Origin of the sequence: Streptomyces broussonetiae, from assembly GCF_009796285.1 — a bacterium.
Classification (GTDB): domain Bacteria; phylum Actinomycetota; class Actinomycetes; order Streptomycetales; family Streptomycetaceae; genus Streptomyces; species Streptomyces broussonetiae.
The window spans coordinates 3,023,463-3,042,388 of record NZ_CP047020.1 but is presented as its reverse complement, the minus strand read 5'-3'; the positions used below and the strand labels follow the sequence as shown (position 1 = coordinate 3,042,388).

Here is an 18,926-nt window from a genome sequence, read left to right as displayed (position 1 = left end):
ACGGCGCGGGGCTCAGCGGCCGGTCGGCGGGGTGTACTTGTAGCCGACCCGGCGTACCGTCTGGATCGTCTGGCGGTACTGCGCGCCCAGCTTGCGGCGCAGCCGGGCGATGTGCACGTCCACCGTGCGGCCGTCGCCGACGTGGCCGTAGCCCCACACCGTGGTGACCAGCTGGTCGCGGGTGTGCACCCGGTGCGGATGGGCCACCAGGTGGGTGAGCAGCTCGAACTCCAGGTAGGTCAGGTCGAGTTCACGGCCGTCGACGCTCGCGGTGCGCTGCACGGGGTCGATTCGCAGCAGCGGGTCGCCGGCCGCCTCGGGCTCAACCCCGGCCGCCTCGGGCCCGGCCCCGGCCGTCTCGGCCCGGTCCGGCGCCGCGACCGGCAGGAACGGCGGCCGCTGGTCGGCCGGGACCAGCACCAGATAGCCGACCATCGGCGGCCGGCCGGGCAGGGTGGGCAGGGTGTGCTGCGGCGCGGGCAGCCAGGTGGCGCCGGGCGGCAGGAAGTCCGCGACGTCGATCACCTCGTCCCGGTCGACGGCGCGCAGCCGGTGCCGGGCGGGTGCGGCGAGGGGAGAGGCGGAGGAGAGGGAACGAGTGGTCGCCATGAGAGGTCAGCTCTTTCGCGCGAGAGATTCGTCGGACGATGCGACGGCCGCGATTCGTGGTCGGGCGCGCCGGAGGGACGTACGTCGTTTCGCGCTGGCCGGAGGCCGGGGGTTTCGGCTTACAGGGCCCGCGCATCGGTCGCGCGACAACACACCCGGTCGAAGTCGTGGTGCTGACGGGAAGGCCAGAAGGGCTCGAGGTCATGGCGACCCGTCGCGGTGTGCTTCTGGATGCTGGCCATGCGCCCATTGAAGCAGACGGCGGCGCCGGACAGGACCCTTCTCTCACTGCTTGGACGCCTGCTTGACACGAAGTTGACGGCGCATGCCCTCCGCGTCCGGGTTTCCGGCCCTGATCAGCGGCTTTCCATCACTCCGTGGGGCCCGGCACGTCGTCTCGGTATTCGGACAGCGGCCGTCGGCCGGACGCCGGCAACGGGCGGGCGCGATCGGTCCCGGCAACGGTGCGGTGGCGGGCCCGGGTAGGGCCGCACGAGTCGGCCGAACGGTGGTCGTGCTGCCGGGTTCGGCGCCGGGACGGGGCAGGTGCGGGCCCGTGTCGCCGGTCGCCCGGCGCTGCACCGGCGCGTCGGTCACCGCTCCCGGGCAGCGCCGCCGCGCGCGGCGCCTCGGCACCGGCGGCCGGCCCGAGCGCGCCGCGTACGGCGCCTCGCGTCACCGCCGTACTCCTGCCCGGGCAGCGGTGGCACGGTCGGGCGGAGACGCCGAAGGGGCGCCCGCCAAGACGGCGGGCGCCCCTTCCGGGAAGCGACGGAGGATCAGACCTGGCCGGCCTTCTCCAGCGCGGAGCAGCAGGTGTCCACCAGCAGGCGGGTCACCACGTAGGGGTCGACGTTGGCGTTCGGGCGGCGGTCCTCGATGTAGCCCTTGCCGTCCTTCTCGACCTGCCACGGGATACGCACCGAGGCACCGCGGTCGGAGACGCCGTAGGAGTACTTGTCCCACGGGGCGGTCTCGTGCAGGCCCGTCAGGCGCTCGTCGATGCCGGCGCCGTAGTTCTTGACGTGGTCCAGCGGCTTGGAGCCCTCGCCCAGCGACTCGCACGCGGTGATGATCGCGTCGTAACCCTCGCGCATGGCCTTGGTGGAGAAGTTGGTGTGCGCGCCCGCGCCGTTCCAGTCGCCCTTGACCGGCTTGGGGTCCAGGGTCGCGGAGATGCCGAAGTCCTCGGCGGTGCGGTACAGCAGCCAACGGGCCACCCACATCTGGTCGGAGACCTCCAGCGGGGCGAGCGGGCCGACCTGGAACTCCCACTGGCCCGGCATGACCTCGGCGTTGATGCCGGAGATGCCGAGACCGGCCTTCAGGCAGTTCTCCAGGTGGGCCTCGACGACGTCACGGCCGAAGATCTCGTCGGCGCCGACACCGCAGTAGTAACCGCCCTGCGGGGCCGGGAAGCCGTTCTCGGGGAAGCCGAGCGGACGGGAGCCGTCGAAGAAGGTGTACTCCTGCTCGATGCCGAAGATCGGCTCCTGCGCGGCGAAGCGTTCGGCGACCTCGGCCAGCGCGGCCCGCGTGTTGGACGGGTGCGGGGTCATGTCCGTGTCGAGGACCTCGCACAGCACCAGGATGTCGTCGCCGCCGCGGATCGGGTCCGGGCAGCTGAAGACCGGCTTGAGCACACAGTCCGATGAGTGGCCCTCGGCCTGGTTGGTGGAGGAACCGTCGAAGCCCCAGATCGGCAGCGTGTCGAGACCGGCCGGGACACCCGTGATGACCTTCGTCTTGGAACGGAGCTTGGCCGTCGGCGCGGTGCCGTCGATCCAGATGTACTCAGCCTTGAAGGTCACGGGGGCCACGTCCTTAGGGGTGGGTCGGGCGCACTCGTCGGCGCGGGTGCTGCGGCGCTGCGGCACTGGGGCGCCGCGTGGAACTGCCCGGCAGCTTGTCAACAGGCGGTTTCCCGGCCATTGCTCGAATGTGAACCCCGTGTTACCTGGTGTTTCTGTGGCGCGACTCACGCGGTGCCGGGGCGTTCTCGGTCACCGCGGCTTCCCGGACGCTGTCCAGGAAGCGGGTCGTCTCCGTACCGGCCCGCCCGGCGTCCACGAGGGCGATCAGGGCGCGTACGTCCGTCGGGTGCATGCCGTGGTGCTGCGCGAACCGGGCGCTGTGCAGGCCGAGTCCGACGGTGGTGCGGATACGGCGGACGCGGCGCGTACGACAGTGAGCGTTTCCGGAAGGTGTACGACAGGGTGCTCGCGCGGCGGCCCGCCGAGCGCGAGGCGCTGACCGTCCGCACCCCTTTCGGGGACACCCGCGTCAACGCCTGCGGTCCGCGCCCCCGCTGCTGCTGCTCCCGGGCAGCGGGTCGGCGACCTCCGTCTCCTGGTACGGCCTGGCCGTCGCCCTCGCCCGGGTCCGCCGGGTGTACGCCGTCGACCTGATCGGCGCGCCCCGCCCGAGCGTCCCGGCCGCCGACCGCCACCCCCGTGCGGTCGGGACCTGTCCGCCCGGCCGGACGCGCTGACGGACGGCCCGGGCGCCGATGAGGCCGACCTGGGCGGGCACTCGTACGGCGGCTGGATCGCCCTGCACCACACCCTGTGGGGCGCCCGGCCGGGTGCGCCGCCTGTTCCTCCTGGACCCGACCGGGTGTTTCGCCGGGTTCAAGGCGGCGTACCTGTTGCACGCCCTGCCGATGCTGCTGCGGCCCTCACCCCGCGGCGTCCGGCACCGGACGCGCTGCGGGTGCTGCAGACGCGGGTCCTGCTGCTCGTGGCCGCGAACAGCAGGACCCTCCCCCGCTCTCGACTTCGCTCGGGCGGGGGCACCTGTCCGGGCGTGGACAGGGGGTGCTGCCGGGCGTCTCCCATCAGGCGCTGGCGCAGTCGGCTCCGGGCGACCTGGCGGGCCGTATCACCGCGTTCCTGTCCGGTGACTGGTTCTCCTGAGCCTCACCCCACCTTCTCGATCCGGGCGTGGCGGATGAGGAACTTGCCCGGCTCCCTGACCTGTTCGAAGGCCGCGTTGTTGAGCAGGACGCAGCTGCCGGAGACCGAGGTGACCTTCACCGTCGTGGACTTGTTGTTGTCCAGGTTGGTGACCTTCAGGGTCGTCCCCGCCGGGAACTGGTTGCTGGAGGCGGCCGGGGCGCCGGCTTCCCCGGAGAGGGTCACCGTGGAGCCGTTGCAGACCTGTTGGCCGGAGGCGGACGCGGCACCGGTGCTGCTGCCCGCACTGGCGCCGCTGCCCGCGCCGGTGCCGCCGCTTGCGGCGGCGGACTGCGAGGGCTGTGCGCTCTGCCCCTGGGACTGGCCGCCCTGCGCCGACTGGGAGCCCTGAGCCGACTCCCCAACGGTGCAGCCTGCCGCCTTCTGCTGGACCTTGATCTGCGCGATCACCGCCTGCCGGTTGGCGATCCGGGCCGCCGACTGGGCGTCCGGGTTGGCCTGCTGTCCGGCGATGAACCGCTCGTTGTTGCCGAGCGCGGTGGCGAGGCCCTGGCAGACGGTCGAGTCCCCGGCGGACAGGGTCTTCGCGTGCTGCGCGGGCTGGGCGGCGTTGGAGGTGGTGGCCAGAGCGAAGGCCCCGCCACCCGCCACCGCCGCCGCACTGGCGAGCAGCGCGATCTTCTTCTTCGTGCCGAGAGTTCTCCTGCGCGACATGCGCGCCTCCTGAAGAGGTAGGGGAGCGTACGCCGCTATGTACGAGATACCGAACGCGCTGACTCAGCCGTCGCCGCAGTCATCGAAGTGACCTGCACCACACGGGAGTTGGGCCCGGCTCAGCCCTTGGTGCGGGAAAGGGCCTCCCGTACGGCCTCCTCGGTGCGGGCCACCAGGGCCGTGCCGTCCTCGGCGGTGATGATCGGGCGTTGGATGAGCCTCGGGTGCTCGGCGAGCGCGGTGATCCACCGCTCGCGTGTGCTCGCGTCCCGCGCCCAGTCCCTGAGTCCCAGCTCCTTGGCATCGGCCTCCTGGGCGCGGGTGACGTCCCACGGCTCGAGGTTCAGCCGCTCGAGGACGGCCCTGATCTCGTCCGCGCTCGGCACGTCCTCCAGATAGCGGCGGACGGTGTACTCGGTCCCTTCGGCGTCGAGCAGGCTGATGGCGCTGCGGCACTTGGAGCAGGCCGGATTGATCCAGATTTCCATGCGGACACGGTAGGCGAGAACGGTCTGGCGCGGGTGCCGGGACCGGGTTCCGCCCCGGGTGGGTGGTGTTGCGACACGGTCGCGCCCGGCCTTCCATGGGACTGTGGCGGCGACATACGTGACCCGGCTCATCGAGGCGCTGGAGGGCCATGCCGACCGCCCGGCCCTGGGCGGTGCGGGCCTCGGCGGTCGTGTGCTCGACCATGGCGCACTGCTCGCCGAGGTCTACCGGATCGCCGGCGTGCTGGCCGACGCGGGGGTGTGCCGCGGCTGCGGTCTGGCGTGTGTGCTCGGCGAGAACCAGGCCCAGGCACTGCTCCTGCGGACCGCCGCCCACGTCCTCGGCGCGCGGTTGACCCTGGTGGTGCTGGACGCGTCCGTGCACGGTGCGCAACACGTGCTCCGGGACTGCCGTCCCGGCCTGGTCGTGCACGACGTACCGGTGCCGGACACGGGGGTGCCGCGGCTGACCGCGGCCGAGGTGCTCCGGCGGGCCGCGCGCCGTCAGGCGGTCGCGGTGCCGGTCGCGGCCCGCGAGGACGACGTGGCCCGCGTGGCGTACACGGGAGGCACCACCGGCCGTCCCAAAGGCGTCGCCACCACCTTCCGGGCGCTGGCGGCACGCCCCGGCGGACAGGGTGCGTGCAGCGCCGAAGGCCGCCACGGCCCGGGGACCTTCGTCTCGGTGACCTCCCTGGCGGCGCGGTCCGGCGGCCGCTGCCTCGAACAGTGGCGGGCCGGCGGCCGGGTGGAGGTGCTGTCCGCCTTCGACGCGGGGCGGTTGGCGGAGGCCTGCCGGAGGCTTGGACCGGCGTCGACCTACCTGATGCCGCCCATGATCTACCGGTTGCTCGAGGATCCGCGGACCGCCGACGGAATTCCCGGCCTCGAAGAGATCAGCTACGGCGCCGCGCCGGTCCTGCCGCGGCGGCTGCGGCAGGCGGTCACCGCCTGGGGCTGCCGCTGGCAGCAGGGCTACGGCGCGACCGAGGCCGCGGTCATCACCCGGCTGACCCCTGCCGATCACACGGCGGCCGTCGCCGGCCGGCCCTGGCTGCTCGGCTCGGTGGGGCGCCCGGTGGCCGGTGTGGAGATCGAGGTGCGGGAGGTCTCGGATGCCGGGGGGCCGCTGCCCGCCGGCCGGGTGGGCGAGGTGTGGGTGCGGTCGGCCGCCCGGATGTCGGGCTACTGGATGCGCCCCGACCTCACCGCGCAGGCGCTGCGCGACGGGTGGCTGCGCACCGGCGACCTCGGGCATCTCGACGCCGAGGGCTATCTCTACCTCGACGACCGGATCAAGGACATGGTGGTGGTCGACGGGGACAACATCTACAGCCTGCCCGTCGAGGCCGCCCTCGCCCGGCACCCTGCGGTCGGTCAGGCCGCCGTGGTCGGTAGGCCCAGTGCCCTGACGGGCGAGGAGGTCTGTGCCTTCCTCGTGCCGGCGCCCGGCCGCGGGGCAAGCCGGTCCGTCGCCGCCGAGGCGTGCGCGATCGCGGCACGGCAGCTCGCCCCGGCGCACCGGCCGACCACGGTCTGGTGGACGGAACGCCTGCCGCTCACCGGCAACGGCAAAGTGGACAAACGCGCGTTGCGGGCCAGGGCCGTGGCGGCCGGCACCGGACCGGACTGACCGCCCCGCCGATGCCCCTTGTTCGAATATGACACCGCCTCACAGGCACCACGCGGATCGATGGTGACGGAACATCAATTCACCATCTCACCTGGATGTTCGGCTGATCCCGCGGACTGTCTCGATGTCAGTGCCGGGCAGTAAACTGGAGGCAGTGTTCGAGGGCATCGACGGGCCGTCCGGCCGGTGCCCGACCGCGACAGGAGGATGCCTGTGCCCGCTGCCGCCCTGAAGCCGAAGCCGTCCCGGACCCAGTCCACCGCCCAGCACCCCGTTCTGTTCGACTCGCCCGTCCAGCCCGTGACGAAGTGCCCGCTGCCGGCCGGGCGGCCGCGCGAGTGGTACGTCACGCACAACCGCCGGCTGAAGGCCATGCGCCTCGCCATAGCCCTGCTCGACTCCGGCGTCTATTTCCCGTCCCAGGCCCCCGACGCAACGATCCGCAGCACGGCGCAGGACATCGGCATGCGCCCGCCGTCCGCCACCACCTGCCACATGGTCCGGGCGTTCATGCGCTACAGCCGCTGAGTACGGCCAGGCACCGGGTGCCCCGCGAAGCGGCGGGGCACCCGGTGCGGCCCGCACGCCGATACGCCCTCGCAACCGGTGCTCCTGCCCGGCCCGGCGGCCGGGCGTGCACCCCGCCGAGCCCTCCGCCGTCGAAGTCGTGGGCGGCGTAAGGGATTTCGCTCATGGGGGCGGGCACTCGCGGCGAGTCCGCGGCGGGCGGAAAACGGGATGCGGGTGGGGTCGCGGCGTCCCTACGCTGATCAAACGGCACGAAGCCGACACACTCCACCCCAGCCACCCTCACCTCACGGAGGAGGTCCGTCATGCGTGGCATCGTCGCGTCCGGGACCGTCGTCCTGGTGATCCTCGGAATCGGCAACCATCTGTGGTGGCTCGCCGCCGTCGCCCTGCTGTACCTGCACGCGACGCACGGACGCGGTTCGCCCGGCACGCCACCGCCCCCCGGCCCGGGCACCCCGCCCGCGCCCGACAGCTACCGCGCCTACCGCGAGCGCCGGGACCGGCTCGCCCGGTGGGAGCGCCGCTACCGCCGGGAGCACCCCTTCGAGGTGCGCCGGCAGGAGCGGGAGAAGAGCAGGTGAGCCACGGCGTCCCCGGTCACAGGCCGGGGGCGCCCCACACCGGGAACCAGCGGCTCAGGTCCTGCTCGATCCTGAGGTCGTTCGCGAGCGTCGCCTTCACCTGGAGTTCCAGGGCACTGTCCCGCCGTTCACCGGCACCGGCGAGAGGAGCGAAGGGGTAGAAGGTGCCCCGCTTGTAGAGGTAGACCAGCGCCAGCCTGCGGCCTCCGTCGTCCTGGAAGGCCGCGAGCGAGCACAGCAGCTGGGGGCCGAAGCCGTTGACCTCCATCGCACTGTTCACCGCGTGCAGATCGTTGACGAGCTGGGGCAGTTGGTCCGGGGTCCGCTCGGAGACCAGCCACGAGTAGCCGTAGTCGTCCCGCCGCAGTTCCACCGGCGGACCGGTCCGGTCGGTGTCCGCGTCCAGCAGCGCCTGCACCTCCCGGTGCGTCTGCTCGAACGCGGCCCCCTCCACCGTCGCGAAGCACACCGCCCCGCCCCCGGTGGGCGTGAAACCGGCCGCGGCCTGAAGGGTCACGGCCGCCGAGGGCAGCGCGAAGAGCTGGTCCAGGTCGGGCGCGACCGGTTTCGTACGGCCCAGCAGGATGTCCAGCAGCCCCAATACTCAGCCCGCCTTTCCGGGGGAGGCGGCCTCGCCCAGTTCCGCCGAGATCCGGCCCAGCTGCTCCAGGCGCTGCTCCAGGGTCGGGTGGGTGGAGAAGAACCGCTCCAGGCCCGGCTCCTTCCCCTCCGCCGGGGTGAAGAAGAAGGCGTTGAAGGCCTGTGCCGTGCGCAGGTCCTTGGTCGGGATCCGGGCGATGTCCCCGGAGACCTTGGTGAGCGCCGAGGCAAGGGCCGACGGACGGCCGGTGAGATGCGCGGCCGCGCGGTCGGCCGCCAGCTCCCGGTACCGGGACAGCGCCCGGATCAGCATGAAGCTGATCGCGTACACCGCCACCGAGACCGCCAGCACGGCGGCCAGCACGGCGGCCGTGTTCTGGTCCCTGCGGCCCCCGAAGACCTGGGAGTAGAAGGCGAACCGGACGATCAGGCCCGCCAGCACCCCGAGGAAGGACGCGATCGTGATCACGGCGACGTCCTTGTGCGCCACGTGCGACAGCTCGTGCGCCAGCACGCCCTCCAGCTCGGCGGGCTCCAGCCGCCGTAGCAGCCCCGTGGTCACACAGACCACCGCGTGGTCGGGGTTTCGCCCGGTGGCGAACGCGTTCGGCATGTCCAGCTCGGACACGGCGACGACCGGCTTGGGCATGTCCGCGATCGCGCACAGCCGGTCGACCACCGCGTGCAGCTCGGGATACTCCTCGCGCTCCACGACCCGACCGCGCATCGCGAACATGGCGATCTTGTCGGAGAACCAGAACTGGGCCACGAACATCGCCCCGACCACGACGACGACCAGCACCCAGGACCTCAGCAGCACGATCAACGCCGCGACGAAGCCCACGTAGAGCAGACCGAGCAGGAACATCGTGAGTCCCATGCGCACAGTCAGCCGTCGGTCGCTCCGGAACCGGCTCTGCATCTTGCATCACCCCGCAGTCAGGCACTCGTCCCGCTGTCCAGTGTGCACCTGCCGATTCCCATGGAATAGTTCCGAACGGCCCTAGGGGCAGCAAAAGCTACCTGTGAGCGCTGTCACTAGTACGAAGAGTGAAACTGTACGAAACCGATCAGCACCATCACCGCCAGTACACAGCCGACCACCACGGCCGTCGACGCCCATGACGCCCGGCGCGGCACCGGGTCGGCGTCGGCGCGGAAGGGCGCCGGGTCGGGCGGGCTCTCCTTCCAGCGGGCGGCGAGCATCCGCGCCCGCGCCGAGGGTTCCTTGTGCTCGGCCGATTCCGCCCAGCGGTGATCGAACTCCCGCTCCCAGTCGTCCTGTTCCGTCATCCCCGTGCAACCTCTCTCGTCCGGCAGGGTCAGGAGGGATGATCTCCCGAAGGTAGGAATGCCGGGAAGCCGAAAAGGTTGCTCTCAGGTCAGCGACGCGGCGGACGGCACGACGACGCCGTACAGGTCGGCGATCGTCGCGAGCGCGCCGTGGTGGAGCTGGTCGGAGGAGACCCCGGCGACGGCGGTGGCGAGCGGCCGGGTCGCGCAGGCGTCGGCGACGACCGTGGGCCGGTTGCCGCGCAGGAAGGCGCCCTGGGCGGTGAAGGCGACGCACATGTGGGTCATGAAGCCCGCGACGATCACGTCCTTGTGCCCGGCGGCGTCCACGTGCGCGGCCAGATCGGTGTCCAGGAACGCGTTCGGCGCCGTCTTGACCACCACCGGCTCGCCCTCCACGGGGGCGACCTTGGGATGGATCGCGCCGATCTCGGCCCGGATGTCGTACGGCGTCCCCTCACCGCCGTCGTTGACGACGTGCAGGACCGGCGCGGCCGCGCTCCGGGCCCGCGCCAGCAGATCCGCCCCGGCGTCGAGCGCGGCCTGCCAGCCGGTCAGTTCCATGACGCCGCGGGTGTAGGTGTTCTGGTAGTCGATGAGGATCAGCGTCGCGCCGGCGAGCGAGGCCGGGGTCTGGTCGAAGCCGCTGAGGTCACGCAGAGTCGTCGTAGCCATGGCCCTCACGCTAGGGGCGGCCTCACCATGGCGGCAATGTCAGGTAACTTGCAGATCCGGACATCGGATCCGGACATCGGATCAGGCGTCGGTCCGGTCGTCGGTGGGGGGAGGGAAGCCTGGTGGGCAGCGCTGAACGGTACGTCGTCGTGCTGGTCTTCGACGGTGTCGACCTGCTCGACGTCACCGGCCCGCCCGAGGTGTTCGCGCTGCTGCGCTGGGAGACCGACGACGCGGACGGCATCCGGGTCGTCCTCGCCGCCGAGACCCTGGACCCGGTCACCACCTCGGCCGGGGTGCGCGTGCTGCCCGACGTCACCTTCGACGAGGCCGCCCGGCTTCCCCTCGACACCCTGCTGGTGCCCGGCGCGGTCGAGGTCGACGACGAGGGCCAGGTGCGGGCCGTGACCGACGAGGGCGTGGTCCGCCGGGTGCGGACGCTGGCCGACCGCGCCCGCCGCGTCGCCTCCGTCTGCGTGGGCGCGCATCTGCTCGCCGCCGCCGGACTGCTCGACGGCAGGCGCGCCACGACCCACTGGTCCACCGCGCGCCAGCTGGCCGCCGAGCATCCGGCCGTACGGGTCGACGCCGACCCGATCTTCCTGCGCGACGGCAAGGTGTGGACCGGCGCGGGCATCACCGCCTGCCTCGATCTGTCCCTCGCGCTCGTCGCCGAGGACTTCGGCGAGCCCGTCGCGCTGCGCGTGGCCCGGCAGCTGGTGATGTACCTGAAGCGGCCGGGCGGCCAGAGCCAGTTCAGCGTGCCGCTCGAACCCGTCTCGACCACCCGGCGCATGGACGATCTGCGGCGCTACGTCGACCGGCACGCCCCCGGCCGGCTCACGGTCGCCGATCTCGCCGCCCAGGCGCACATCAGCGAGCGCCAGCTGACCCGGCTGTTCAAGGCCGAGCTGGGCACGACCCCGGCCGCCTACATCGAGTCCGCCCGCGTCGAGGCGGCCCGGGGCCGGCTGGAGTGCACCGACGACACCCTCGACCGGGTGGCCGCCGCCTGCGGCTTCGGCACGGTCGACACCCTCATCCGCGCCTTCCGCCGCAGGCTGGACACGACCCCGACGGAGTACCGCGGCCGGTTCCGGCACAGGGGCTGAGCACGAGGGCCGGGTACCGCGGCCGAGTACGGCGAAGGCCCCCCGGCCGCTCTCCGTGGAGAGAACCGAGGGGCCCGATCCCGGGGGATCCGTCTGTCACACGTCGAAGTACAGCTCGAACTCGTGCGGGTGCGGACGCAGCTGCAGCGGCGCGATCTCGTTGGTGCGCTTGAAGTCGATCCACGTCTCGATCAGGTCCGGGGTGAACACGTCACCCTGGAGCAGGAACTCGTGGTCGGCCTCGAGCGAGTCGAGGACGGCCGGCAGCGAGGTCGGGACCTGGGCGACGTTCGCGTGCTCCTCGGGAGCCAGCTCGTACAGGTCCTTGTCGATCGGCTCGGCGGGCTCGATCTTGTTCTTGATGCCGTCCAGGCCCGCGAGGAGCAGCGCGGAGAAGGCCAGGTACGGGTTGCCGGAGGAGTCGGGCGCGCGGAACTCGACGCGCTTGGCCTTCGGGTTGGAGCCCGTGATCGGGATACGCATGGCCGCGGAGCGGTTGCGCTGCGAGTAGACCAGGTTGATCGGCGCCTCGAAGCCCGGCACCAGACGGTGGTACGAGTTGACCGTCGGGTTGGTGAAGGCGAGCAGCGACGGGGCGTGCTTGAGGATGCCGCCGATGTAGTAGCGGGCGGTGTCCGACAGGCCCGCGTAACCGGCCTCGTCGTAGAACAGCGGGTCGCCGTTGCTCCACAGCGACTGGTGCACGTGCATGCCCGAGCCGTTGTCACCGAAGATCGGCTTCGGCATGAAGGTCGCGGTCTTGCCGTTGCGCCAGGCCACGTTCTTCACGATGTACTTGAAGAGCTGCAGGTCGTCGGCGGCGGCGAGCAGCGTGTTGAACTTGTAGTTGATCTCGGCCTGGCCGGCCGTGCCCACCTCGTGGTGCTGGCGCTCGACCTTGAGGCCGTTCTTCTCCAGCTCCAGGGAGATCTCGGCGCGCAGGTCGGCGAAGTGGTCGACCGGCGGGACCGGGAAGTAGCCGCCCTTGTAGCGGACCTTGTACCCGCGGTTGTCCTCGAGGGCGCCGGTGTTCCAGGCACCCGCCTCGGAGTCGATGTGGTAGAAGGACTCGTTCGCGCTGGTCTGGAAGCGGACGGAGTCGAAGACGTAGAACTCGGCCTCGGGACCGAAGTACGCGGTGTCCGCGATACCGGTCGACGCGAGGTACGCCTCGGCCTTCTTCGCCACGTTGCGCGGGTCACGGGAGTACTGCTCGCCCGTGATCGGGTCGTGGATGAAGAAGTTGATGTTGAGGGTCTTGTCCCGGCGGAACGGGTCCACCCGGGCGGTGGACAGGTCGGCGCGCAGCGCCATGTCGGACTCGTGGATGGCCTGGAAACCACGGATCGACGATCCGTCGAAGGCCAGCTCCTCGTCGGGGTCGAACGCCTCGACGGGCACCGTGAAGTGCTGCATGACGCCCGGCAGGTCGCAGAAGCGGACGTCGACGAACTTGACGTCCTCGTCCGCGATGAACTTCTTGGCCTCGTCGGCGTTCTGGAACATCCAGCTCCTCCTACTCCCGACCGTCCTCGCCGGGGTGGTAGATCGTGCGTGCGGCCAGTGCGGTGGCACACGGTGGTCTCGACCCTAGGGACGGGTGATTTCTCGGGCGTGACCCGTTTGTTTCGCAGAAGTTAACCGGCCACGTGTCCACCGTAGACCCGACACACCCCTCCGCGTAGGGACCGCGGCCGGGCGCAGTACCTTTGACGGGTGGACAACAGGCGTGCAATCGGATCATGGCTCTCCGGGCCCCGCGAGGCCCTGGAAGACGCCGGTGCCGACTTCGGTTACCGGGGTGAGCAGCTCGGTCTGCCGGAGCAGGGGCCGAACTCGATCGCACGGCCCGGCCGGCGGCTCGGCGCACTCGTCGTGGACTGGACGGTGTGTGTCCTGATCGCATACGGCCTCATCACCCACGGCTACAGCCAGGCGACGAGCAACTGGGCCCTCGGTGTCTTCTTCGTCCTGAGCGCCCTGACCGTCGGCACCGTCGGCTTCACCCCGGGCAAGCGGCTGTTCGGCATCCGGGTCGTGGCCCTGCAGACCGGCACGGTCCACCCGGTGCGCGCCCTGGTGCGCACGATCCTGCTCTGCCTCGCGATCCCGGCGCTGATCTGGGACCGGGACGGCCGCGGCCTGCACGACCGGCTGGCGAAGACCGTCGAGGTACGGATCTGAGGGGCCGCGGCCGGCCACGACGGACCCGCACGGTCCATGCCACCGTCCGTCCCCGGTTCATCCGGATGTCCCATTCCCGGTAGCCGCTCGGGTGACTGCTCCCACCTGCGGGGCGTGCCGTGCGGCGCCCGGCGCCCGCGCGGAGCCCCCCGCCTCTCTGGTTGCCCGGTCACACCGTCGGCGGCATAGTCGTGATCGCGGCCGTGACGGCCCGGACACGGACTGTCGCAGGCCGCCCAGGGCCGACGCGGGCCGGACGTCGCGGGACAGGTGGTGCGCGGTATGACCGATGCTCAGGATGTGATGGCGGCCGAGGTGACTCCCGAGGAGTTCCGGGACGCCATGTCGCGCTTTCCGTCGGGCGTGGTGGTGGTCACCGCCCGCTGCGAGGACGGCACCCCGCGCGGCTTCACGGCCAGTTCCTTCTGCTCGGTCTCGCTGGAACCGCCGCTGGTCCTGGTGTGCCTGTCGGACCTCGCCGACTCGGCGCTGGTCTTCGCGCGCTGCGACCACTTCGCGGTGAGTGTGCTGGCCCCGGAGCACCAGCATCTGGCGCTGCGGTTCGCCACCAAGGGCGCGGACAAGTTCGCCGACGGCCTGCTGCAGCCGAGCCCGGCCGGGCTGCCCACGGTGGTGCAGGCGCCGGTGCAGCTGGACTGTGCCGCATACGCGCGTTACCCGGCCGGGGATCACACGATCCTGATCGGCCGGGTAACGGGAGTGCGGCTGGGCGAGGGGTCGCCGATGGTCTACTGCGAGCGCGAGTTCCGGTCGCTGAACTGACCGGGAGGCGCCGGTACGCGGCTCAGCGGCCCTTGGGCATGCGCATGCCCTTGGGCATCGGGCCCTTGGGCAGCGGCATGTTGCTCATCAGGTCGCCCATGGCCCGCAGCCGGTCGTTGGTGGCCGTGACCTGGGGGCCGGTGAGCACGCGCGGGAACTTCAGCATGGTCGTGCGCAGCTTCTTCAGCTCGACCATGCCCTCGCCGTTGCCCACGATGACGTCGTGCACCGGGACGTCGGCCACGATGCGGTTCATCTTCTTCTTCTCGGCGGCCAGCAGGCCCTTCACCCGGTTCGGGTTGCCCTCGGCGACCAGCACGATGCCGGCCTTGCCGACCGCCCGGTGCACCACGTCCTGGCTGCGGTTCATCGCCACCGCCGGCGTCGTCGTCCAGCCCCGGCCGACGTTGTCCAGCACGGCGGCCGCGGCGCCCGGCTGACCCTCCATCTGACCGAAGGCGGCGCGCTCGGCCCGGCGGCCGAACACGATCGCCGTCGCCAGCACGGCGACCAGCAGACCGAAGATGCCCAGGTAGACCGGGTGGTCGATCAGGAAACCGATTGCGAGAAAGACAGCAAAGGTGCCGATGCCGACGGTCCCGAGCACAAGACCGATCTTCTTGTCGGCCTTACGGGTCATCTTGTACGTGAGGGCGATCTGCTTCAGTCGCCCTGCGTTCGCGGCGTCCGCCGCGGTTTCCTTCCTCGCCATGGCACGAAGTCTACGTGGCCCCGGGAGCGCCGACGACGGCAGTGCCCGCGGTTCGGGATGCCTCAGGATCGGTCGGCGGCCTGCTCCAGCACGCGCTGCGCCTCGACCCGGTCCTTGGCGCGGCGGCGGTCCTCCAGCACGGAGGTCCAGGCGTTGCGGCGGGCGGTGCGCTGACCGCTGCTCATGAGCAGGGACTCGACGGCGCGCAGGGCGTCGGTGAAGGACGGGATGGCGGTGGCGCGGACGGGCGCGGCCTGCATGTTCGAGGTCCCCCCTCGGAGCGGCGGGTGGTGTACGAGGCGTGATACCAGAGTCACTGTTTGGTGTTACCAGGGCGTGACCGACCGGTCAAACACCAATGAAGCCTTGATGCGGAACCCCCAAATGCTGACGCGGCCCTGATGAACGCCCTCATCAGCGAGGACGGTCAGGACCGCGTCGACTCGGCCATTACTGGCCAGTAATAACTTGTGCGCGAATTCACACGGCCTGGGAGGCGATGTAACTCCCACGCTTCTCGACGGCCATCTGGTACAGCCGCCCGGCCCGGTACGAGGACCGCACCAGCGGACCGGACATCACGCCGGAGAAACCGATCTGCTCGGCCTCCTCCTTCAGCTCCACGAACTCCTGCGGCTTCACCCAGCGCTCGACCGGGTGATGCCGCACGGAGGGACGCAGGTACTGGGTGATGGTCACCAGCTCGCAGCCCGCGTCGTGCAGCTGCTGCAGCGCCTCGCTGACCTCCTCGCGGGTCTCGCCCATGCCGAGGATCAGGTTCGACTTGGTCACCAGGCCGAAGTCGCGGGCCTCGGTGATGACCTTCAGGGAGCGCTCGTAGCGGAAGCCGGGGCGGATGCGCTTGAAGATCCGCGGGACGGTCTCGACGTTGTGCGCGAAGACCTCGGGGCGGGAGTCGAAGACCTCGGCCAGCTGCTCCGGGACGGCGTTGAAGTCGGGGGCCAGCAGCTCGACCTTCGTACGGCCGCCTTCGCGCTGCGCCGTCTGCTGGTGGATCTGGCGCACGGTCTCGGCGTACAGCCAGGCGCCGCCGTCCTCCAGGTCGTCGCGGGCGACGCCGGTGATGGTGGCGTAGTTCAGGTCCATCGTGACCACGGACTCGCCGACACGGCGCGGCTCGTCGCGGTCCAGGGCCTCGGGCCTGCCGGTGTCGATCTGGCAGAAGTCGCAGCGCCGGGTGCACTGGTCGCCGCCGATGAGGAAGGTCGCCTCGCGGTCCTCCCAGCACTCGTAGATGTTCGGGCAGCCGGCTTCCTGGCAGACCGTGTGCAGGCCCTCGCTCTTCACGAGGTTCTGCATCTTCGTGTACTCGGGGCCCATTTTCGCCCGGGTCTTGATCCACTCGGGCTTGCGCTCGATGGGGGTCTGGCTGTTGCGGACCTCCAGGCGCAGCATCTTGCGTCCGTCGGGTGCGACTGCGGACACGACCGGCTCCCTAAGCTTTGATTCCTCGGCGCACACCAGGGTACGCCCGTGCAAAATGCGCCCTGCCGCTGGAGCCAACCCCGGTGCCACAGGGTGCATTCCCGGCGGAACGGGTCAGGCGGAGGCCTGCTCGATCACCCGGGGCCGCAGCTCCGCGTTCCCGAGGGCGTCCTGCAGGTGCTTCTCGGCGATCGGCAGCACCTCGTCGATGGTCACCTCGCGGCCGAGTTCGTACGAGAGGGAGGTGACGCCCGCGTCCCGGATGCCGCACGGGATGATCTTGTCGAAGTTCGAGGTGTCCGGGTTCACGTTCAGGGCGAAGCCGTGCATGGTGACGCCCTTGGCGACGCGGATGCCCACGGCGCAGATCTTGCGGTCCTCGCGGCGCTGGCCCGCGTTCGAGGGCGCGTACTCGGGGCCGTTGAGCCGGGGGTCGAACTCGGGGTCGGCCGCGCGCGGGTCGAAGTCGAGTGTCAGTCCGTTGAACGCGGGGCGCTGCTCGACCGGGTCGCCGAGCACCCAGACGCCGGCCCGGCCCTCGACCCGAGAGGTCTCGATGCCGAACTCGGCGCACACCGCGATCATCGCGTCCTCGAGGCGGCGCAGATGCGCGACCACGTCCACCGGGCGGGGCAACTGCTGGATCGGGTAGCCGACCAGCTGGCCCGGGCCGTGCCAGGTGATCTTGCCCCCGCGGTCCACGTCGATGACCGGGGTGCCGTCCAGCGGGCGCTCCTCGGGCGCGGTGCGGCGGCCCGCCGTGTACACGGGTGGGTGTTCGAGGAGGAGAACGGTGTCCGGGATCTCGCCGGCGAACCGGGCCGCGTGCACCCGGCGCTGCTCGTCCCAGGCCTCCCGGTAATCGACGGCATCCGCACCGAACCCCATGCGGACGAACCGCAACTCACTCACGGCAAGCGCCTCCCTCAGCGACCGGGCAAACCGAGCAGTCGGTGTGTCAGGCACGTAACGCGCCCACGCCACTGTACGTCCGACCGCGGTACGTCAGCCTCATGGACGTTTCTCACACGATCGGATGAATGCCTGGCGGAATGTGTGATCGCACACTCACTCTCCGCTACATTCGCGCCGTTCGTGAGGCCATAAGGGCTGCTCAAAGGGAAACCGGGCACTTCAGAGGCCCGGAAGGCAGGAGACCGCACCGCAGATGACGGACCGACCCGCGCAGCGCACCCCCAACCGCCAGCTCGCCGCGCTCATCGCAGAGGCGGGGTTCTCCAACGCGGGTCTGGCTCGTCGCGTCGACCAGCTCGGCCTCGAGCACGGGCTGGACCTCAGATACGACAAGACCTCGGTCACCCGCTGGCTGCGCGGACAGCAGCCCAGGGGCACCACGCCCGCCCTGATCGCCGAGGTGTTCACGCGCCGTCTCGGCCGTCGGCTCACCGCCCAGGACCTCGGCCTGGACGCGTGTGCGCCTGTGTATGCCGGGCTGGAGTTCGCGGCGACCCCGGAGGAGGCCGTCGACATCGTCAGCGGGCTGTGGCGCAAGGACTCCGGCAGCCACGCCGAGCTGCGCAAGATCGCCTTCACTCCGGCGGGGCTCGTCGTGCCCAGCCGGGACTGGCTCATCGGCAAGCCCGACGACAAGGTGGCCCGGGACCCGGCGCCCCGGGTGCCCGCGCAGGGCCGCCCGCACCCGGCGAAACCCCAGCCGCTCGCCCCGCCCCGGGCGCGCGGGAACGCCGAGCGCGTCCCCGGGCACAAGGTGACCGGCGGTGACATCGCGGCGCTCCGCTCGGTCGGCGAGCTGTTCCGCACCCTCGACGACCGCTTCGGCGGCGGCCACGCCCGCCAGGCCCTCGTGCGCTACCTGGAGCACGAGTGCGAGCCGATGCTGCGCGGCACCTACGACGAGCAGACCGGCCGGCGTCTGTTCGGCGCCGCCGCCGACCTGACCCGGCTGGCCGGCTGGACGTCGTACGACATCGCGGCGCACGGACTCGCCCAGCGCTACTTCGTGCAGGCCCTGCGGCTCGCGCAGGCGGCCGGCGACCGGGCGTACGGCTCCTACGTCCTGGTCACGATGAGCCGCCAGGCCGTCTACCTCGGGCACGGCAGGGAGGCCGTACAGCTGGCCCGCGTGGCCCAGCAGGGGGTGGGCACCGGTGCCACGCCGGTCGTCCAGGCGCTGCTGCACGCGTCCGAGGCGCGGGCGCACGGGGTGCTGGGCGAGGTGCGCGCATGCACCGCGGCGCTGGTCCGGGCCGAGCGCGCCCTGGAGGCGGCCCGGCCCGGGGACGAGGTGCCGTACTGGGCCAAGTTCTTCGACGAGGCGCAGCTCGCCGACGAGTTCGGGCACTGCCACCGGGACCTGCAGCAGTTCCGGGCCGCCGCCCAGCACGCCGAACGCTCCCTCCAGCTGCGGGCGCCCTCCTTCGCCCGCAGCCGCCTCTTCTGCCGGATCGTGCTCGCCACCGCCCGCCTCGGCCTCGGCGAACTCGACCAGGCGTGCACGCTGGCCGCGGAGGCCGCCGGTCAGGCGGCCGAGATGCGCTCCGCTCGTGCGATCGAGTACGTGCGGGACTTCGAGCGCCGACTGGAGCCGTACAAGGACGCCGCGCCGGCCAGGGGGTATCGGGAGAAGGTGGCGACGCTGGGGTAGCCCCGCGCCCCACGGGGGCGCTGA

21 protein-coding genes and 1 pseudogene are annotated in these 18,926 nt (G+C 71.4%); 7 read left to right on the top strand and 15 right to left on the bottom strand.

All coding sequences use genetic code 11. From position 1 onward, the window contains the following. Positions 1 to 12 precede the first annotated feature (12 nt). The 6 genes and pseudogenes from GQF42_RS14075 to GQF42_RS14050 form a co-directional block, all read right to left on the bottom strand. Complete coding sequence (locus tag GQF42_RS14075; protein ID WP_158919977.1) at positions 13 to 609, bottom strand: winged helix-turn-helix domain-containing protein; 597 nt, start codon at positions 607 to 609, stop codon at positions 13 to 15. Between the two features lie 779 nt (positions 610 to 1,388). Next, entirely contained in the window at positions 1,389 to 2,420 is a 1,032-nt protein-coding gene (gene glnII, locus GQF42_RS14070; protein ID WP_158919976.1) for a glutamine synthetase, read from the bottom strand. 226 nt (positions 2,421 to 2,646) lie between these two features. Then, positions 2,647 to 2,772, bottom strand: a pseudogene (locus GQF42_RS14065) (MarR family transcriptional regulator); the annotation flags it as partial. 120 nt (positions 2,773 to 2,892) lie between these two features. Then, positions 2,893 to 3,168: a hypothetical protein gene (locus GQF42_RS47255; protein WP_325100328.1), complete on the bottom strand. Its 276-nt coding sequence runs from the start codon at positions 3,166 to 3,168 to the stop codon at positions 2,893 to 2,895. A gap of 359 nt (positions 3,169 to 3,527) precedes the next feature. Continuing rightward, the gene (locus GQF42_RS14055; protein ID WP_158919975.1) at positions 3,528 to 4,238 is read right to left on the bottom strand and encodes an RlpA-like double-psi beta-barrel domain-containing protein; all 711 of its coding nucleotides are present in this window, start codon (positions 4,236 to 4,238) and stop codon (positions 3,528 to 3,530) included. A gap of 119 nt (positions 4,239 to 4,357) precedes the next feature. Then, positions 4,358 to 4,726 carry an ArsC/Spx/MgsR family protein gene (locus GQF42_RS14050; protein WP_158919974.1) on the bottom strand — a complete coding sequence of 123 codons (369 nt, stop codon included), beginning with the start codon at positions 4,724 to 4,726 and terminating at the stop codon, positions 4,358 to 4,360. Between the two features lie 103 nt (positions 4,727 to 4,829). Here GQF42_RS14050 and GQF42_RS14045 point away from each other — a divergent pair, with 103 nt between their 5' ends. From GQF42_RS14045 to GQF42_RS14035, 3 genes are all read left to right on the top strand, one after another. Next, on the top strand, positions 4,830 to 6,359 hold the full coding sequence (locus GQF42_RS14045) for a class I adenylate-forming enzyme family protein (protein ID WP_158919973.1): 1,530 nt from the start codon (positions 4,830 to 4,832) through the stop codon (positions 6,357 to 6,359). A 213-nt stretch (positions 6,360 to 6,572) separates the two neighbouring features. Further along, entirely contained in the window at positions 6,573 to 6,887 is a 315-nt protein-coding gene (locus GQF42_RS14040; RefSeq protein ID WP_158919972.1) for a hypothetical protein, read from the top strand. A gap of 305 nt (positions 6,888 to 7,192) precedes the next feature. After that, a complete protein-coding gene (locus tag GQF42_RS14035; protein ID WP_158919971.1) occupies positions 7,193 to 7,471 on the top strand; it encodes a hypothetical protein in 279 nt (92 codons plus the stop codon). Positions 7,472 to 7,487: 16 nt separating this feature from the next. On the opposite strand, the gene pspAB is transcribed toward GQF42_RS14035, so the two are convergent. The 4 genes from pspAB to GQF42_RS14015 form a co-directional block, all read right to left on the bottom strand. Further along, positions 7,488 to 8,072: a PspA-associated protein PspAB gene (gene pspAB, locus GQF42_RS14030; RefSeq protein ID WP_158919970.1), complete on the bottom strand. Its 585-nt coding sequence runs from the start codon at positions 8,070 to 8,072 to the stop codon at positions 7,488 to 7,490. Positions 8,073 to 8,075: 3 nt separating this feature from the next. After that, positions 8,076 to 8,993 carry a zinc metalloprotease HtpX gene (gene htpX, locus GQF42_RS14025; protein WP_158919969.1) on the bottom strand — a complete coding sequence of 306 codons (918 nt, stop codon included), beginning with the start codon at positions 8,991 to 8,993 and terminating at the stop codon, positions 8,076 to 8,078. A 116-nt stretch (positions 8,994 to 9,109) separates the two neighbouring features. Next, entirely contained in the window at positions 9,110 to 9,364 is a 255-nt protein-coding gene (locus tag GQF42_RS14020; protein ID WP_158919968.1) for an SCO2583/SCO2584 N-terminal domain-containing protein, read from the bottom strand. An 84-nt stretch (positions 9,365 to 9,448) separates the two neighbouring features. Next, a complete protein-coding gene (locus GQF42_RS14015) occupies positions 9,449 to 10,039 on the bottom strand; it encodes an isochorismatase family protein (protein WP_158919967.1) in 591 nt (196 codons plus the stop codon). Positions 10,040 to 10,161: 122 nt separating this feature from the next. On the opposite strand from GQF42_RS14015, the gene GQF42_RS14005 reads away from it, so the two are divergent. Then, positions 10,162 to 11,151 carry a GlxA family transcriptional regulator gene (locus GQF42_RS14005; RefSeq protein WP_158919965.1) on the top strand — a complete coding sequence of 330 codons (990 nt, stop codon included), beginning with the start codon at positions 10,162 to 10,164 and terminating at the stop codon, positions 11,149 to 11,151. Between the two features lie 96 nt (positions 11,152 to 11,247). Here GQF42_RS14005 and glnA read toward each other — a convergent pair whose 3' ends face one another. Beyond that, positions 11,248 to 12,657, bottom strand: a complete 1,410-nt coding sequence (gene glnA / locus GQF42_RS14000) for a type I glutamate--ammonia ligase (protein WP_158919964.1) — start codon at positions 12,655 to 12,657, stop codon at positions 11,248 to 11,250. Between the two features lie 210 nt (positions 12,658 to 12,867). Here glnA and GQF42_RS13995 point away from each other — a divergent pair, with 210 nt between their 5' ends. After that, positions 12,868 to 13,335: an RDD family protein gene (locus GQF42_RS13995; protein WP_158919963.1), complete on the top strand. Its 468-nt coding sequence runs from the start codon at positions 12,868 to 12,870 to the stop codon at positions 13,333 to 13,335. A gap of 282 nt (positions 13,336 to 13,617) precedes the next feature. After that, complete coding sequence (locus tag GQF42_RS13990) at positions 13,618 to 14,118, top strand: flavin reductase family protein (protein WP_158919962.1); 501 nt, start codon at positions 13,618 to 13,620, stop codon at positions 14,116 to 14,118. A 22-nt stretch (positions 14,119 to 14,140) separates the two neighbouring features. Here the strand turns inward: GQF42_RS13990 and GQF42_RS13985 are convergent, their stop codons facing one another. The 4 genes from GQF42_RS13985 to lipB all read right to left on the bottom strand — a co-directional run bounded on the left by GQF42_RS13985 (position 14,141) and on the right by lipB (position 17,188). After that, a complete protein-coding gene (locus tag GQF42_RS13985; RefSeq protein WP_158919961.1) occupies positions 14,141 to 14,830 on the bottom strand; it encodes a DUF4191 domain-containing protein in 690 nt (229 codons plus the stop codon). A 62-nt stretch (positions 14,831 to 14,892) separates the two neighbouring features. Next, on the bottom strand, positions 14,893 to 15,090 hold the full coding sequence (locus tag GQF42_RS13980; RefSeq protein ID WP_158919960.1) for an SCO2195 family GlnR-regulated protein: 198 nt from the start codon (positions 15,088 to 15,090) through the stop codon (positions 14,893 to 14,895). Positions 15,091 to 15,310: 220 nt separating this feature from the next. Beyond that, the gene (gene lipA / locus GQF42_RS13975; RefSeq protein ID WP_158919959.1) at positions 15,311 to 16,276 is read right to left on the bottom strand and encodes a lipoyl synthase; all 966 of its coding nucleotides are present in this window, start codon (positions 16,274 to 16,276) and stop codon (positions 15,311 to 15,313) included. Between the two features lie 114 nt (positions 16,277 to 16,390). After that, positions 16,391 to 17,188 carry a lipoyl(octanoyl) transferase LipB gene (gene lipB / locus GQF42_RS13970; protein WP_158919958.1) on the bottom strand — a complete coding sequence of 266 codons (798 nt, stop codon included), beginning with the start codon at positions 17,186 to 17,188 and terminating at the stop codon, positions 16,391 to 16,393. Between the two features lie 256 nt (positions 17,189 to 17,444). Here lipB and GQF42_RS13965 point away from each other — a divergent pair, with 256 nt between their 5' ends. Beyond that, positions 17,445 to 18,902, top strand: a complete 1,458-nt coding sequence (locus GQF42_RS13965; RefSeq protein WP_158919957.1) for a regulator — start codon at positions 17,445 to 17,447, stop codon at positions 18,900 to 18,902. Positions 18,903 to 18,926: the final 24 nt, after the last annotated feature.

Coding starts and splice junctions, on each gene's coding strand:
- GQF42_RS14075 (WP_158919977.1), bottom strand. CDS start 609: ATGGCGACCACTCGTTCCCTCTCCTCCGCCTCTCCCCTCGCCGCACCC.
- GQF42_RS14055 (WP_158919975.1), bottom strand. CDS start 4,238: ATGTCGCGCAGGAGAACTCTCGGCACGAAGAAGAAGATCGCGCTGCTC.
- GQF42_RS14050 (WP_158919974.1), bottom strand. CDS start 4,726: ATGGAAATCTGGATCAATCCGGCCTGCTCCAAGTGCCGCAGCGCCATC.
- GQF42_RS14035 (WP_158919971.1), top strand. CDS start 7,193: ATGCGTGGCATCGTCGCGTCCGGGACCGTCGTCCTGGTGATCCTCGGA.
- htpX (WP_158919969.1), bottom strand. CDS start 8,993: ATGCAGAGCCGGTTCCGGAGCGACCGACGGCTGACTGTGCGCATGGGA.
- GQF42_RS14020 (WP_158919968.1), bottom strand. CDS start 9,364: ATGACGGAACAGGACGACTGGGAGCGGGAGTTCGATCACCGCTGGGCG.
- GQF42_RS14015 (WP_158919967.1), bottom strand. CDS start 10,039: ATGGCTACGACGACTCTGCGTGACCTCAGCGGCTTCGACCAGACCCCG.
- glnA (WP_158919964.1), bottom strand. CDS start 12,657: ATGTTCCAGAACGCCGACGAGGCCAAGAAGTTCATCGCGGACGAGGAC.
- GQF42_RS13990 (WP_158919962.1), top strand. CDS start 13,618: ATGACCGATGCTCAGGATGTGATGGCGGCCGAGGTGACTCCCGAGGAG.
- GQF42_RS13985 (WP_158919961.1), bottom strand. CDS start 14,830: ATGGCGAGGAAGGAAACCGCGGCGGACGCCGCGAACGCAGGGCGACTG.
- GQF42_RS13980 (WP_158919960.1), bottom strand. CDS start 15,090: ATGCAGGCCGCGCCCGTCCGCGCCACCGCCATCCCGTCCTTCACCGAC.
- GQF42_RS13965 (WP_158919957.1), top strand. CDS start 17,445: ATGACGGACCGACCCGCGCAGCGCACCCCCAACCGCCAGCTCGCCGCG.